This is a genomic window from Blautia glucerasea (assembly GCF_013304385.1).
GTDB lineage: Bacteria > Bacillota > Clostridia > Lachnospirales > Lachnospiraceae > Blautia_A > Blautia_A ammoniilytica.
The window spans coordinates 25,289-40,718 of the sequence record NZ_JAAITU010000003.1 but is presented as its reverse complement, the minus strand read 5'-3'; the positions used below and the strand labels follow the sequence as shown (position 1 = coordinate 40,718).

General features: G+C 44.2%; 14 protein-coding genes. All 14 read right to left on the bottom strand.

Going from position 1 to position 15,430, the window contains the following annotated elements:
• Positions 1–25: 25 nt before the first annotated feature.
• The gene (gene xdh, locus G5B11_RS02045) at positions 26–2,587 is read right to left on the bottom strand and encodes a selenium-dependent xanthine dehydrogenase (RefSeq protein ID WP_173726699.1); all 2,562 of its coding nucleotides are present in this window, start codon (positions 2,585–2,587) and stop codon (positions 26–28) included.
• A gap of 39 nt (positions 2,588–2,626) precedes the next feature.
• Positions 2,627–5,623 carry a putative selenate reductase subunit YgfK gene (ygfK, locus tag G5B11_RS02040; RefSeq protein ID WP_173726698.1) on the bottom strand — a complete coding sequence of 999 codons (2,997 nt, stop codon included), beginning with the start codon at positions 5,621–5,623 and terminating at the stop codon, positions 2,627–2,629.
• 11 nt (positions 5,624–5,634) lie between these two features.
• Positions 5,635–6,972, bottom strand: a complete 1,338-nt coding sequence (gene ssnA, locus G5B11_RS02035; RefSeq protein ID WP_173726697.1) for a putative aminohydrolase SsnA — start codon at positions 6,970–6,972, stop codon at positions 5,635–5,637.
• 320 nt (positions 6,973–7,292) lie between these two features.
• Positions 7,293–8,918, bottom strand: a complete 1,626-nt coding sequence (locus G5B11_RS02030) for an IS1182 family transposase (protein WP_173726696.1) — start codon at positions 8,916–8,918, stop codon at positions 7,293–7,295.
• 103 nt (positions 8,919–9,021) lie between these two features.
• Positions 9,022–9,615, bottom strand: coding sequence for a histidine phosphatase family protein (locus tag G5B11_RS02025; RefSeq protein WP_173726695.1), 594 nt, complete (start codon positions 9,613–9,615; stop codon positions 9,022–9,024).
• Positions 9,608–9,988, bottom strand: a complete 381-nt coding sequence (locus G5B11_RS02020) for a bifunctional adenosylcobinamide kinase/adenosylcobinamide-phosphate guanylyltransferase (protein ID WP_173726694.1) — start codon at positions 9,986–9,988, stop codon at positions 9,608–9,610. Before G5B11_RS02020 ends, G5B11_RS02025 begins: the two co-directional genes overlap by 8 nt.
• Before the next feature lie 32 nt (positions 9,989–10,020).
• The gene (gene cobS, locus G5B11_RS02015; RefSeq protein WP_173726693.1) at positions 10,021–10,791 is read right to left on the bottom strand and encodes an adenosylcobinamide-GDP ribazoletransferase; all 771 of its coding nucleotides are present in this window, start codon (positions 10,789–10,791) and stop codon (positions 10,021–10,023) included.
• The gene (locus G5B11_RS02010; RefSeq protein WP_173726692.1) at positions 10,772–11,317 is read right to left on the bottom strand and encodes a bifunctional adenosylcobinamide kinase/adenosylcobinamide-phosphate guanylyltransferase; all 546 of its coding nucleotides are present in this window, start codon (positions 11,315–11,317) and stop codon (positions 10,772–10,774) included. The genes cobS and G5B11_RS02010 overlap by 20 nt, the downstream gene beginning before the upstream one ends.
• Before the next feature lie 47 nt (positions 11,318–11,364).
• Positions 11,365–12,417 carry a nicotinate-nucleotide--dimethylbenzimidazole phosphoribosyltransferase gene (gene cobT / locus G5B11_RS02005; RefSeq protein ID WP_173726691.1) on the bottom strand — a complete coding sequence of 351 codons (1,053 nt, stop codon included), beginning with the start codon at positions 12,415–12,417 and terminating at the stop codon, positions 11,365–11,367.
• 13 nt (positions 12,418–12,430) lie between these two features.
• Positions 12,431–12,844: a GtrA family protein gene (locus tag G5B11_RS02000; RefSeq protein ID WP_158421565.1), complete on the bottom strand. Its 414-nt coding sequence runs from the start codon at positions 12,842–12,844 to the stop codon at positions 12,431–12,433.
• A gap of 1 nt (position 12,845) precedes the next feature.
• Positions 12,846–13,784 (bottom strand): glycosyltransferase family 2 protein, encoded by a 939-nt coding sequence (locus G5B11_RS01995; RefSeq protein ID WP_173726690.1) that lies wholly within the window; start codon positions 13,782–13,784, stop codon positions 12,846–12,848.
• Positions 13,785–13,891: 107 nt separating this feature from the next.
• A complete protein-coding gene (locus G5B11_RS19385) occupies positions 13,892–14,395 on the bottom strand; it encodes a DUF6273 domain-containing protein (protein WP_173726689.1) in 504 nt (167 codons plus the stop codon).
• Positions 14,382–14,525, bottom strand: a complete 144-nt coding sequence (locus tag G5B11_RS01985; RefSeq protein ID WP_173726688.1) for a hypothetical protein — start codon at positions 14,523–14,525, stop codon at positions 14,382–14,384. The genes G5B11_RS19385 and G5B11_RS01985 overlap by 14 nt, the downstream gene beginning before the upstream one ends.
• 32 nt (positions 14,526–14,557) lie before the next feature.
• Positions 14,558–15,115 (bottom strand): hypothetical protein, encoded by a 558-nt coding sequence (locus G5B11_RS01980; RefSeq protein WP_173726687.1) that lies wholly within the window; start codon positions 15,113–15,115, stop codon positions 14,558–14,560.
• Between the last annotated feature and the right edge of the window lie 315 nt (positions 15,116–15,430).

Below are 15,430 nucleotides of genomic sequence, written 5' to 3'. Positions count from 1 at the left end.
ACCGCCATTGGCTCTTTATCTGCTTCTATTTCTTCCTCTCATAGGGAGTATCAGAAAGAGGAAGGGACGTCCTGAACTTTCCATCATAATGATAGTAGGCTGCTGCAATAGCCGGTGCTGTTGGTATGGATGTGATCTCTCCTATTCCAATGGCCCCTCCTGCTACATTCAGCCCTTTTTTCTCTACAATAATACTCTCTACCAAAGGTATTTTGTTTGCTTTTGGTAATCCCAGTGTACCATATCTGGCTGTTGGTTTGCAATCTGTAAGAGGATATTTTTCTGTAAGTGCAAATCCATAAGACATGATCACACCGCCTTCGATCTGCCCTTCCACAGACAATGGATTCACTGCTTTTCCCACATCATGGGCAGCTACGATCTTTTCCACCATTCCGTCCTCATTCAAAATACATACCTGGGTAGCATATCCATAAGCCACATGGGAAACCGGATTCTTCAGATCACTTCCCATAGGATCTGTTTTCGCCAAATATTCACCTATATATTCACTGCCTTCCAAATTAGAAAGATCTGTTCCTTCCAGAGCTTTTTTCATTTTTTCACAGGCTCGTATACAAGCTTCTCCTGTAACAAGAGTCTGCCTGGAACCAGAGGTAGTACCTGAATCCGGTGCACTATAGGTATCTGACCCACTGTAACAGATCTTTTCTCTTGGAAGTCCCAGATGCTCTGATACCAGCTGCACCAGAACAGTGCCTACCCCCTGTCCGATGCAGGATGCTCCTGCGTGGATCTCCACACGCCCGTTCTTTACAAGCAGTCTGCATCTGCCCCAGTCTGGCAGCCCCACGCCTACACCCGCATTCTTCATAGCACAGGCAATGCCGGCACCTGGATGTTCATCATATACCTTCTTTACTGCTTCCAGTGTTTCACAAAGGCCAGTGGATGCATCCACGATCTGACCATTAGGAAGCTCCTGTCCCGGCCGTATTCCATTCCTGTACCTGATTTCCCAGTCACTGATCCCTACCTTCTCTGCCATTTTGGTAAGGAGCATTTCAATTGCAAAACAGGTCTGGGTCACACCAAACCCTCGAAAAGCACCTGCCGGAGGATTATTGGTATAATATGCTTTACCATCAATATCAAAATTCTGATAATTGTATGGCCCGGATGCATGCGTACAGGCTCTTTGCAGCACTGGTCCGCCAAGAGAGGCATATGCTCCTGTATCTGCGATCACACTTGCCTTTACTCCCTGGATGATCCCATTTTCATCACACCCCAGCGTAAACTCCATATCCATAGGATGGCGCTTTGGATGGATCAGGATACTTTCTGCCCTGGTAAGCTTAACCTTTACCGGATAACCGGACAGATAAGCGATCATGGCAGCATGATGCTGAACAGTCACATCCTCCTTGCCGCCAAATCCTCCGCCTACCAGCATATTCCGTACACGAACCTTTTCTGCCGGGAGTCCCAGAACAGTCATACATTCCTGCTGTGTATCGTAAACGCCCTGATCCGTAGAATAAACGGTCACACCGCCATCTTCATCCTTAACTGCCACTGCACACTCCGGCTCCAAAAAGGCATGCTCTGTCCATGGTGTTTGAAAACTGTCTTTCACCACATAGGCAGACTGTGCAATCGCCTGATCTGCATTCCCCCTGTGTACATGCCAGTGAGCCATAAGATTATCCTTTTCTGACTCATGAACCTTAGGTGCTTCCGGCTTCATAGCCTGATATGGGTCTTTAACCATAGGAAGCTCTTCATACTCTACACGGATCAGTTTTTTGGCCTCTTCAAGGATCTCCGGTGTGCGGGCTGCCACAAGGGCAACCGCGTCTCCCAAATAATGAACCAGCCGTCCCACCGGAACCAATGTATCCCAGTCTTTTTTCAGATGTCCGGTTTTAACATTGCCTGGAACATCTTCTGCTGTATAAACATCGATCACTCCTGGAAGTGCCTTTGCCTCCTCTGTGTGAATAGCAAGAACCCGTGCCCTGGGATAAGCTGCCCGAAGGGCGCTTCCATAGATCATTCCCTCAAACTCCAGGTCATCCGGATATTTACCGGTTCCCAGTACCTTTTCCTGTACATCAATCCTTGGAACTCTCTCTCCCATCTTCCAAGTATAGGAAGGAGTGGCTGGAAGCCCTTCCCGCAAATATTTCCCTGCAAGAAGGATCCCGTCAATGATCTTTTTGTAACCTGTACAGCGACAAATATTATTCTTGATGGCATCTGCAGCATCTGCTCTGGAAGGATCCGGATTTTTGTCTAAAAGCCCTTTTGCACTGATGATCATCCCAGGAATGCAAAAACCGCATTGCACGGCACCTGCTTCCCCAAAGGCTCTTACATAAATCTCCTTTTCCTGCTCACTTAGACCTTCCACAGTCAGGATATGCTTTCCTTCAAGCTTGGAAAGTCTGGGGACACAGGCTTTCATGGGCTTACCATCGATCAGGACATGGCAGGTACCACAGGCGCCTTCGCTGCATCCGTCTTTTACTGATTTTAATTTACATACATTTCTCAGGAAAGGAAGCAGCTTCCCATCGCCTTCCTCCTGATATTCCTTTCCATTTACATAAAAACGGTACATAGATCCCTCCCATATTTTCCGGAACCTGAACGATCTACTTTACGGAATCAGATAACTGTAATCACAAATCACTGCAAGTATCAGTTTTCTAAGGTTTTCGTACAATGGATCCTCCGGATCGTCTGCCTTGCATTGCTTTTCTGTACCCAGAAAACGGACTTTGCAGATCCGATTCTCATGATCCAGTACAGTAAATCCGTCATTTTTGCTGTCTGCCATGTCAGCTTCACTGGCAAATAAAGTAAACTTGTCTTTATATGGTGCACTTGCATATGGACAGAAAGTGCCGCAGTTCCCGCATTCATTACACATATAATCAACATGGATCACCTGGTCTTTCTCCATGCCAGGCACATGAATGGAAATATTGGCTCTGTTTGGACATACATCCACACAATTCTCGCAAACCCTGCTGCAATCCAGACATCTGTCTGCCTCGGATGAAGCCTGTGCTTTTTCACAAAGAATACCTTTCTTTTTATAGCAATCTTCATTTGTTCCCTGATCCGGATGCTGACTTACGATGTCTTTTTTCAAGATATCCTTTGCTGCTAACTGAGCATCACGAATGCCCTCTACAATGGTAGCTGCTCCTCTGGATCCATCTCCTACTGCATAAATCCCGGCCACACTTGTCTCACAGGTCTGGGTATTCAGGCGAAGTCTGCCCTTTTCATTCACAGCCAGTCCATTTGCCTGATAAAACTCTGTGGGTACATTTTCACCAACTGCTGCAATCACAGTATCTGCTGGAACCTGCATCCATTCATCCGTTTCTTTTACACCTGCACGGCCAGATTCGTCTGCCTGGGTCAGTTCCATTTTTCTGCAGAGGAGGCTGCCATTTTCAAGACTAACAGGTGACAGAAGTTCACAGAACTGAATACCCTCACCAAGAACTTCCAGCAATTCATCCTCTGCTGCCGGCATATATCTCTTAGTCCTTCTGTATACAAGTGAAACCTTTTCCACGCCTTTCACACGGCTGGCTGCCCTTGCTGTATCCATGGCAGTATTGCCGCCACCGATAACTACTACATTCTTTCCAAGGGAAAGTTCTCCATTTTTTTCTTTATATTCCCTTAAAAATTCAAGTGCATTTCGGACTTCTCCCTTTTCCAGAGAGAGAATGCCGTGTTTGTGTGCACCTACTGCAAGAATTACAGAATCAAATCCTTCATCTTTCAGTTCCTGAACAGAACCAATTGCCCTGCCTGTCTTTACTGTCACACCAAGTGCTTTTATGAAGGACAGATCCTTTTCAATGTCACTGTCTGTAATACGGAACTCCGGGATCACGTAACGGATCACTCCGCCCAGCTGTGCCTCTTTTTCAAAAATAGTTACATCCGCTCCCTCTCTTGCAAGGAAGTAAGCTGCAGCTATACCTGCCGGTCCACCGCCTACAACAGCTGTTTTTTTACTGATAGCAGCCTTCGCCTTTACATATGGAAGCACACTTTCGTATCCGTTTTTGGCAGCCATCAGCTTTGTTCCACGCACGTCCACCGGCTCTTCATAAAAGTTCCTTGTACATTTTGTCATACAATTATGTGCACACAAGGTACCTGTAATAAAAGGAAGTGGATTCTTATCCAGAATCACTTCAAGAGCTTCTTTATATCTGCCTTCCCCAGTCAGCCGGATATACTCCGGAATATCCTGATGGATAGGACATCCTTCCTGACAAGGTGCATAAAAGCAATCCAGAAGCGGAACCTGCTGATCACTCTTTCTTACAGGAAGAGGCTTAATGCTCTTTAAATGGTGGTGATCTTTTTTCGCTTCTTCAGCAAGGGCAGACAGCTTCTCCACCTGTACACCCTGCCATTTCTCCAAAGGCTTTTCCATTACTTTTTCTGCCATCTGGGTAAATCTCTGATATCCGCCTGGTTTTAATAAAGTAGTAGCTACTGTTACCGGCCACACACCACAGGAAACGATCTTGTCAATGTTATAATAATCAGCTCCTCCTGAATAAGCGATCCGAAGCTTTCCTTTAAACTGTGCAGAAAGCTTTGCTGCAAGTGAAATAGACAGCGGGAACAAAGACTTCCCAGACATATACATTTCTTCACTTGGAAGCTCACCTCTGGTCACATCCACAGGGAAGGTATTGGTGATCTTCACTCCGAATTCAAGCCCAAGCTGACCGGAAAGCTCTATCAGTCTGGTCAGCATAGGCACAGCATCCCCATACTGCAGATCATCCAGGAAATGGAAATCTCCAAATGCCATGTAGTCGTATCCCATCTCATCCATAGTCTTTCTGGCAAATTCATAGCCCAAAAGAGTAGGATTGCATTTAATAAATGTATTTAAATGCTTTTCTTTCAACAGGTAATCTGCAATACTTTCAATTTCCTTTGGCGGACATCCATGCAAAGTAGAAATCGTAGCTGAATTACAGACTGCAGATGGGATCCTCTTAATATCTTCTGCATTTACATGCTGAAACAGGTCTGTATGATCCAGAAGCCATTCCTGGCATTCTTTAAAAACAGCGGTATCCTTTGCTTCCTTCATGCCTTCGATAAAGGCATCGATCTTAGGAGTCTTGATCCCTGCCAGATCATATCCTACGGAAATATTAAACTGGAATCCGTCCTGTCCTCCCAGTTCAAACTCTTTGGCCATTACATGAAGCAGAAACCATGCCTTAATATATTCTCCCATTGCATCCGGTACTGTCAGCTCAGTGGACCACTCACAGTTATATCCCTCGTCCTCAGCAAGGATACATGGCTTATTAATACAGGAAGCCAATTCCTGTCCATCCATCTTCTGCACAGTTTTAAGCTCAAAGAATCGTGCTCCTGCATAATATGAAGCTACAATATTCTGAGCAAGCTGAGTATGGGGGCCGGCTGCCGGCCCAATTGGATTCTCCAGCTTTCTGCCAAAAATCTCTCCGCCTTTCCCAGGATCTGCCTTATAAGCCCTATGCACTCCAAATACAGTTCCTCTTGATCTTTCTTCCTCCAGGATCCACTCCATCAACTGTCCAAAGGACATACATGTCATAAGATCACTCATTCGTCTGCCTCCTATTTCCCACTGTTAATATCATCTGCCAGTTCTCTCGCAGACTGTCTGCAGTCTGCCATCACCTTCTCCACATCACATACCAATACTTCTCTGTCCTTCATCAGCACTTTTCCATTGCAGATGGTTGTTACAACATCTCTTCCGGTTGTACCAAACAGAAGATGACCGTTCACATTGTCCCCACGCATTGGTGTAAGAGGATCATAATCCATTACGATCACATCCGCTGCAGCACCTTTCTTCAGTACACCCAGCTGTTTCTTAAAGTATCTACCTGCGATCACTGCATTATTCTCAAACAGCATCCTGGGAACCTCTGCCCAGGCTGCATTAGGATCGCAAAGGCTATGCTTGTGAAGGATATTTGCCACCTTCCAGGACTCCAGCATATCATGGGTATATCCGTCTGTTCCAAGTCCTGTAACAATTCCTTTATGTACCATCTCCATAGTAGGAGGACATCCACAGGCATTTCCCATATTGGATTCCGGATTGTGTACAACCATAGTATCTGTGTCTTTGATAAGATCCATCTCATGCTCATTCACATAGATACAATGTCCCAGAAGAGTCTTGGGTCCCAGGATATTCCAATCATATAACCTGTCCACGATCCGCTTATTATGCTCTTTCAGGCACTGATGAAGGTCATAGATCCCTTCAGCCACGTGAATATGATAACCAACACCTTCCGGCTTCAGTTCATTACAAAGCTCCATTGTCTGATCAGAAATCGTAAAGGATGCGTGCATACCCATCATAGCTGCGATCATATCGCTGTCATCTGCCAGGGCGTGTTTGATAAAATTCACGTTCTCCATAACAGACTCTCTGGACTTATCCATACCATCACGGTCAGAAATCTCATAGCACAGGCAGGTTCGGATCCCCAGATCCCTGGCTGCGTCCTCTATAGCACTTAAAGATCCTGTAATATGCCCGAAGCTGGCATGATGGTCGAAAACAGTTGTTACACCGTTGCGGATGGAATCAATATAGGTAGCATAAGCACTGAGCCTGGTCTGCTCCAGCGTAAGATGCCGGTCGATCGTCCACCACTGTCCATCCAGAATATCCAGAAAACCAGATGGATTGTACCCCTTAATAGAAAGCCCTCTGGCAAAGGCGCTGTAAATGTGCTCATGTGCATTAATAAATGCAGGCATGATCAGGCCACCTTTTGCATCAATGTATTCTGCCCCTGGACAGGCCTTTTTTACTTCTTCCGTATTGCCTACCATGTGGATCGTATTGCCATCTATGGCCACTGCCCCATTTTCAAAGAATATGTGAGATTTGTCCCGTGTGATCATTCTTCCATTACCAATAATAAGCATATTTACCTCCTCCTTTTTTATTTAACTGATTTTTTTAGGAATACTCCATATTTTATAGTATCAATTTATCATAAATTTGTATAAATTTCAATGGAACTCGCAAAAAATTTTTTTGATATTCTTAATTTTTTTGTTGGAATGTGCAAGAAGGGACTGTCGCACTAGCAAATATTTTTTGCTGGGCGGCAGCCTTGCTTTATGCCCAAATGGGGGCGAAATCGGTTGTGATTTCGCCCCCATCCCTTATAAACACAGTTCATTCCCAGACATCCCTTTCGGCATGCCTGATTTCAAACTGTTTTGTTTTCAACCATTAAAATCTATGCTGTCTTTAATGAAAAAAGATGACTCCCCGTTCTTCCGGTCTGAATCTTGCAATGAAGCTTATTGATATTTCGTCCCATCGCCAAAAGGATGCTCTCTGCCAGTGCATTTGCTTTTCCTCGGTACAGATATCTTCGAAAATTCATGTCTTCCTTTACATCAGCAAATGAACCTTCGGCCTGAATACTGCGATTCATACGGAGCATCGTTCCATACTCACTTGTGATCCGTTCCAGATCTTCTGCACGTTTTTGACTCATCGTCTTCGAGACCATCAGCACTTTATTACGTTTTTCCATAGGTGTTTTGCAGTTGTTTCCTTTGATACATTCCGTTTTATAAGGACAGCCGGTACAGTCTGGACTTCTGTAATAAGTTTTTACACTGACATATCCGCTGGCTGTTTTACTTCTGCGTTCATTTGTAACAGTCAGTTCCCTTCCATTCCGACAGATATAGCTGTCTCTGTCTGCGTGATACTCCATGTTTTCTCTTCTGCTGATGTCTTTTTTATATTTTCGGGTTTTCGAAATCTTATAGTTCTGCGGCTTTATATAGGCGGTCTGTCCGTTTCCCTCAATGAAAAGATAGTTTTCTTCACTTTCATATCCGGCATCTGCAACGATTTCTGAATATTTAAATCCTAAGTGACTCTCCATATCTTTCAAAAAAGGGATCAGGGTGCATGTATCGGTTGGACGCGGGCTAATATCAATCCATGTGATGTATTCAGAGTCCACTCCGTGCTGGATGTTATAAGCAGGTTTTAACTGTCCATTCAGCATCGCATCTTCTTTCGTTCTCATGAAGGTCGCATCCGGGTCTGTTTTGGAATAACTGTTTCTATCTCCAAGCGTATACAGTTTTTTCGTATATTCCTTTAGTTTCTCCAGATATTGATCCAGCTGTTCCAGGGATTTCTGCAACTGTGTTTTTCTACGTCCAATTCCATGCACGAACACAATTCCCTCCTGTACTTTGACGCGGCACAACTGCTTTTTTAACCGTTTTAATGTGTGGATGGATATCTGGTCATGGTATACGGTCCTGATTCCATAGAGTTCTTCGCATTCAGCCACAAAAGAAGTTAGTTTTGTGTATAACCGGGCCTGATTTTTCGTAATAGCCCGTTTCCATACAAATGTATATTTATTGGCTGCCGATTCAATCTTGGTGCCATCAATAAAAATGGTCTTTCCCGAAATCTCACCAAGAAGATAGAGCAGATCTGACATTTGGGCAAGCAGAACCTTTGCGCAGGCAGAAAAATGTAGGGAGATAAAACGCGCAATCGTTGCATGATCAGGAGCAGGCATTCCTTCAAGGAGATACATAAAGTTGATATCCCGTTTACATGCTTTTCGGATATCTCGACTTGAGTAGATTCGATTCATTGCTGCATAGATAACGAGTTTCAGCATCTGACGCGGCGTTGCCTGATTTTTTCTGATCCTGCCATAAGTTTTATATAGTTCAGAAAGGTCCATTTCCTCCACAAAGGCACTTACCAGACGAACTGGATCATCAGATGGAATAGAAATCTCTAAATCCAGCGGAAGTTTGATTTGATAATACAGCGAAAATGAGGTATAATCCCTCTGTATTATTTTGTTTAGTCGCATAAACTGATTATACCACGAACGCCGGGCTTTTCGAAGCTCGGCGTTTTGTGTTGGATATATAAAATGAGCTGCCGCACGTTAGTGCGACAGCCCCTTCTTTCTCTCATTCATATGCGTATTTTAGGATCAGCCGCCGATCTCCCTGACTCCATGCTTCTGGATCAAGAACTACATGAAAACCCTTTCCGTTCTTTACATGCCATTCATAAAATGATCTGTGCTCATCGCAATATTCCTCCATAAGATTCATAATGGTGCCGCCATGCACTACCAGACCTGCTCTTAGTATCTTACGGTTGATACATTGCTGCACTACTTTTCCAAATCCGTCAAAGCATCTTTTCTTAAAAGCCCCTCTGCTTTCACCTCCTGGAAACGGAAGCATCCCATTAGAATCAATCCACTGCTGATAATGCTGATTACCAGACAGTTCCTTATAATTTTTATTCTCAAACTCTCCGAAATCACACTCTGCAAGTTCCGGAATAACATGCGCCTCATGTTCCGGAAAAAGAATCTGTGCAGTCTGCAGACACCGCTTTTTAGGACTTACAAACACTGCATCTATTTCCGGATATTGAAGAGTTTTAAGAAACTCTATCCCCTCCACACAAAGAGACTCATCTGTCACTCCAATGTACTTGCCGGATTTGTTTCCCTCTGTCTGCCCATGACGAATCAGCCACAAATCAAGCATCTTTGATCACCGTTCCTATTCCACATATCACCCTTGTCACTTTCCGGCTGTAGGATGCAAGAACAGTGCAGATCCTTCCTGTCTTCTCACGGTATGCCCGGTCAAAAGCATCTACAGGAACAACTCCATAGCCGATCTCACAGGAAGTAAGGATCAGATTTGGATTTCTTCTTATCAATTCCTCTCCAAATCCTTCCAGATCTTGTCCTGCCTGCATTTCCTTTCGTATAAACTCATGAAGATTCAAAACACCTGATGCTGTAAAAATCTCGTCTGCGCCCAGATCTCTGCCTTCTTTCCAGCAAATTTCAGGATGCTGCTTTTTTGCATAATCGCTTTTTCCCTGAAAAGCCCCTCCGATGATCAATTCCATTTACTTTCTCCCTGGTTTTATTTTATTATTCATTATATAAAATTAGAGGCAATAGCCAGGATCACACACATCCCGGCCTCACAGGTACAAAGGAAAAACCCTGCCAGATCCCCTGTGATCCCTCCAAAAAATTTCATGGCCATATGATGATACCAGACAAAAACCGCCAGTGCGCCAAGAAAAGCCAGGATTCCTAAAACAGGCTGTACCAGTACCATAAGAGCAAGCAAAACTGCCAGATAAATGACCAGCACATTACGAACCGTAATATCTTCTGATTTTCTTGAAAACTCTGCCACTGTTCCATCTTTTCTTGCTTTTGGAAATGTAACCACGCTGATCCCGGAAAAACACCTGGAAACCATAAAGCCCATTGCCATGATCAGCAGCGCTTTGCCGTTTCTCCACATCTGACTGTAAGCCCCATACCATGTAAGGAAATAAATACCTGCTGTGATCACCGCGAAAGCTCCTGCATTGGAATCCTTCAGGATCTCCAGCCTGCGCTCACGGCTTTGCCAGGAGCTTAATGCATCTGATGTGTCCAGAAGGCCGTCCACATGGATCCCTCCTGTAATAAGGACAGGAATCAAAGTGAGAACTACTGCCACAAAGCTGCTATTGTATCCACAATACTGCCCTGCATATCCTGCCAGCCAGGTGATCAGCCCGATCACTGCACCTATAAATGGAAAAAAGCAGAACATATACTTGATATTTTCTTTATCCCAGTCAGTTACAGGCATAGGGATCTTGGAATACATAGCAAACGCCGCCTTAAAATTATTCCACATTTTTTTCATCAGGTACACATCCTCCTTTCAGATATACCGGAATCCCATATACAACTTCCGTCACTTCATCTGCTTCCCCGGCAATCTGACAATTGATCTCTCCCAGATAGCTTTGATAAAGAGCGGTCTCTCCCAGATACTGGGCAGTTTCCGAAAAAATTTCATTGGTCACGATCACCAGATGCTGTACACTGTCACGAAGATGTTTTACCCCTTCCATCACTGCTTCCACAGTTCTTTCATGGGCACCCTCTTCCTGAAACATTTCATTGGCAGTCAGATTGGACATGCACTCCAGAAGCACTACACTGTCCGGATCCAGCTTTAGTCCCTTAAGATCCGTATATCTTTCTACTGTTTCAAAACCTTTTCCTGCACGCATCTGTCTGTGCCGCAGGATCCTTGCATCACTTTCTTTATCAAAAGGAAACATGGTAGCGATATAAATCCGTTTTCCCTGTCCAAAAGACAGGATCTTTTCTTCTGCATAGGCAGATTTCCCGCTTCCACTGCCTCCTGTTACCAAAACCAGCATTATTTTAAGTTCCTCATATTCAGCATGTTCATCGTTTCTCCATGTGGCTATTTCAATTCTTCATATTGTTCTACATGGATATCCTCAAAGGTACTAAGCGTATTGTAAAGCTTTGCACCCATATCCAAAAATGGAAATAGCGCTACTGCCCCGGTGCCTTCCCCAAGACACATGTCTCCATAGATCACCGGATCCTTTCCCAGTGCCTCCATCAAAAGCCTGGAAGCCGGTTCCTTTGACATATGGCTAGGAATCATATAATCACCTGCCAGTTCACACATTTTCCTGGCTGCAAGAGCTGCCACACAGGAAATAAATCCATCCATAACAACCGGCATACCAAGAGCTGCTCCTCCAAGATAAACTCCGGTAAGTCCTGCAATGTCCAGTCCTCCTACCTTTGCCAGCACATCTACTGGGTCTTCCGGATCTGGCTGATTCAGCTGGATCGCCTTCTCTATGGTGCGGATCTTCCGTAAAAGTCCTTCACTGGAAAGCCCAGCTCCCCGGCCTGTCATCTTTTCTACCGGCTGATTCAAGAGAACAGATGCCACTGCACTGCTGGTGGTAGTATTACCAATGCCCATCTCGCCGGTAGCCAGTATCTGGTATCCCTGGCTTTTCAGTTCTTCTGCCATAGCGATCCCGGCACGGATCGCCTGCTCTGCCTGTTCTCTTGTCATGGCAGGACCCTTTGCCATATTCCTGGTGCCATAAGCAACCTTCAGATCTCTTCTTGCTAATGCATCTGTTACCATACCAATATCTACCGGTTTCATATCCACACCGCACGCCTGGCACATCACGCATACAGTAGAAGTACCGCGTACAAAATTATCCGCCACAATAGCAGTCACTTCCTGTCCTGTCTGGGTCACGCCCTCTTCCACAACACCATTATCCGCGCACATTGCAACCAGTGCTTTTTTATGTATATCTACGTTAAATTTCCCGGTGATCCCGGCGATCTGTATGATCAGATCCTCCATCTTTCCCAGGGAATGTAAAGGCTTTGCAATACTGTCCCATCGTTTCTTTGCTTTTTCCATGATCTGCTGATCCAACGGCCGGACAGCAGCAATGGTTTCATTTATTGTCATCTTTTCTCTCTCCTTACTTCTTTCCTGTGGTAAACACAAGGAATTTACTGAATATGTAATTCAGAACAAGTACCACAAACTGGGTGGCAAATTTCCCTAGCATATCATTCATATGAAGCTGTTCTACCAGAAGCCACACGCCGCCCACCTCGATCACCATAGTTGCCAGCCTGGCTCCGATAAACTTGCCAAAAGGCTTAATGTGATCCTTCAAAGTCTCACATTTATCCTGAAATACATATTTTGAATTTACCACATAGGCAAAAAGAATGGCAAGGATAATCGAAATAAGATTAGCTGTATTCAGTTCCGTACCTGCTTTACGCAGGATATAAAAGCTTACAAGATTAACCATAGTGGTGCAGCCGCCAAAAAAGACATACCGCACCACATCATTCTTATATAATTTTTTGATCAGTTCCTTCATTTTACTGTTGCTGTTCTCCTGTTCCACGTAATATCTTTGATACAATATACCTTGGCCGTTTCTTTACTTCTTCATAAATCTTGGCAATATAATAGCCTATAATGCCAAGGCTTAACATCACAGCACTTCCGATCATAAGAAGCACGATCAACGTAGTAGTATAACCCTCCACAGCCCGGCCGCCAAAGAACTGCACAAGAGAATAGATCAAAAGGACCAGTGAACAAAGGAAGCATGCTGTTCCTGCTATCGTAACAAACTGCAGGGGCACAGTAGTAAATGCCACAATGTTTGTAAATGCATATTTGATCAAAGACCAGGTGGACCATTTGGATTCACCTGCTTCTCTCTCCTGAACATAAAATCCAACGGTAGTTGTTTTGTATCCTACCCATGCAGACTCGGCCCGGAAAAACATATTCCGCTCCGGCATCGACAAAATACTGTCTACCACCTTTCGATCCATCATCTTAAAATCCGAAGCATTCTTCATGTCAATTCCGGTAGCCTTGGACATGATCCCATAAAAGAAGCCTGCACACTCCTTATGGAGCACGCTTTCCTTGCCTCTGGAGAGCTTCACTCCCTCGATCACTTCATAGCCCTTCTGCCACAGTGCGTACATCTGAAGCAGCGTTTCCGGCGGATGCTGCAGATCACAGTCCATCACCGCTACTACATCCCCTTCTGCCTGTGCAAGCCCTGCACAGATAGCCGCCTCTTTTCCAAAGTTCCTTGAAAAATGAATACCCACCACATTTGCATCCTTAAAACCGGCCTTTTTTATTTCTTCCCATGTGCGATCCTTGGATCCGTCATCCACAAGAACCAATTCATAGGCAATCCCTGCTTTTTCCAATTCTTCCTTTAATACTTTGCAGGTTTTCCCAACCATCAGTTCCTCATTATATGCGGGGAGGACAATTGACAGTCTGCTCATAATATAACCTCCAGTCCATAATTCCAGTCAAATTTAACTTCCCCATTATATTACAATTCCATGATCCAGGCAACAACGTTCCGGATTCTTCAAAAAAAGTTAAGATTTCAGGAAGCGGTTATATTGATCCACATTGCAGGCCGCACACCAAAGTCCAGTTTATCCACAGCTGCACCATAAAAACTGGTAACTCCGCTTTCAGATACATAATTTGCATTTTTTTGTAAAAATCCCGGAGAACGCAGCCACCAGCTGCAGTAACCATAATCAAAATCTGTTGTTCTCTCCACAGCTGACACTCCCTGCGCCAAAGCATATTCTGTAGGTTCAGCCTGTTTTTCCTGTGAGGTAGGCAGGCATTCTTCTGCTTCTTCCTCACTTAGCAGAAAAGCCCTGTCCTTTTCTTTTTTCAGAATAATCCATTCAATTTTTTCTTTTCCATCAGATGTATCATTATCCTGTTCATAAGCGCCAAATAAAATGCTGTCACCTACAGGTACGTCCGGCAGATTTTCCAGTTTCTGCACATGATACTGATCATATATTTCCTTTGCTTTTTGCTTGCTGTCCTTATAATCATCAAGGGAAATCAGCTGCTCATATGACTTCACATATTCTCCATGGCTGATCTAATGCTTTTTTATATTTTTCTGCAGGAACAAACACAAGATCTGCTTCCAGTTCGATCTGCTCCAATCGCCAGCATTCCTTCTGTTCCTTCTCTATGAAGTTTTTCTTCACAAATAGTGATTTTTTCCTTTGCATCCTGAAATTCAGGAATTTCCTAGAACCCCTCGATCGCAGATCTGGCTGTTTATCTCCATTAATTCGGATGAAAATTCCTTATTCCCGAAACGAAGCGCCTTGCTGAAATTTCTGTCACCCCAAAATGTTTCTTCACAATCCACCAGCAGTTCTTTCGTATATACATGCCGCTCTGCCATCATTTTTCCAAGATATGCCTGAGCATTCCTAGGATCCAGATCAAGCACACGCTCACAATATTTATCAGCCATCTTCCAATTTCCATCCTCCAGGAAAAGAAAGATCCTTTCTAAAAGAGCTGATACGTTTATCTCCTCTGCTGACAATGGCTTATTTGCGGACTGGGTCATTGAATCCTTATCCAACTCAGAAAGAGTCTGCTGCTTGATCTTTGCAAATTCCTCTTCGCTGATCAGTCCGGTATCTTTCATGATCTTAAGCTTCTCAGCCCTCTTCCTGAAATCCTGGATATCCTCTGCCTGCGGCTGCTCCTTGCTTTTTGCCGCCTGCTGTGCAACATCAAAGCTGCGTTCCTGGGCATAGGTATATCGCCTGGGAAAAAGCATTCAGATTTTCATCGATCTGAAATATACTGATCTTTTCCACTCTCATCGTCTGTGCAATATAGGTCTTTACTTTCGCCATTAAATCTTTTGCATATTCTGACGCCTGCCTGTATTCCTCCTTCTTTTCTACCTCGCTATTCACGCAAAAAACACAAAAAGATACTGTAAAATAAGCATTGACAAATTAATTATATCGTATTGTTGGTTGCATTACAGAAAAAATCTTGGTTATATATCATGCAAGGCTTTCGCAGATTTCGACTGGGCTAATTTCTCTGTTATTTGCCGTGTTTGAGCACTGTAAGTGCGAGTTTG